The 249-nt window shown below is 28.5% G+C and carries 1 pseudogene; it reads left to right on the plus strand.

The annotated features are described in order from the left end of the window. A pseudogene (locus AWT72_RS09070) lies at nucleotides 1-189 on the plus strand (Na+/H+ antiporter NhaC family protein); the annotation flags it as partial. Nucleotides 190-249 lie beyond the last annotated feature (60 nt).

Consider the following 249-nt stretch of genomic DNA (forward strand, 5'->3'; position numbering starts at 1 on the left):
AAAAAAATGCAAAAGAGAAAAGATGCTGAATATGGAATTGGATTTTTATCTGGAATTTTATCAGCAGCTTTAGTAAATAATACAATAGCCATTATTATTTCTGCACCAATTGCGAAAGAGATTGGACAAAAATATAATATTGCACCTAAGAGATTAGCTAGCCTTATTGATATATTTGCTTGTGCATTTTTTTAGTAATGCTACTTACCAACCAATCAACTCCACCATAATATTTTATTAAACCAATTA

It is taken from the genome of Oceanivirga salmonicida (assembly GCF_001517915.1).
Classification (GTDB): Bacteria; Fusobacteriota; Fusobacteriia; order Fusobacteriales; family Leptotrichiaceae; genus Oceanivirga; species Oceanivirga salmonicida.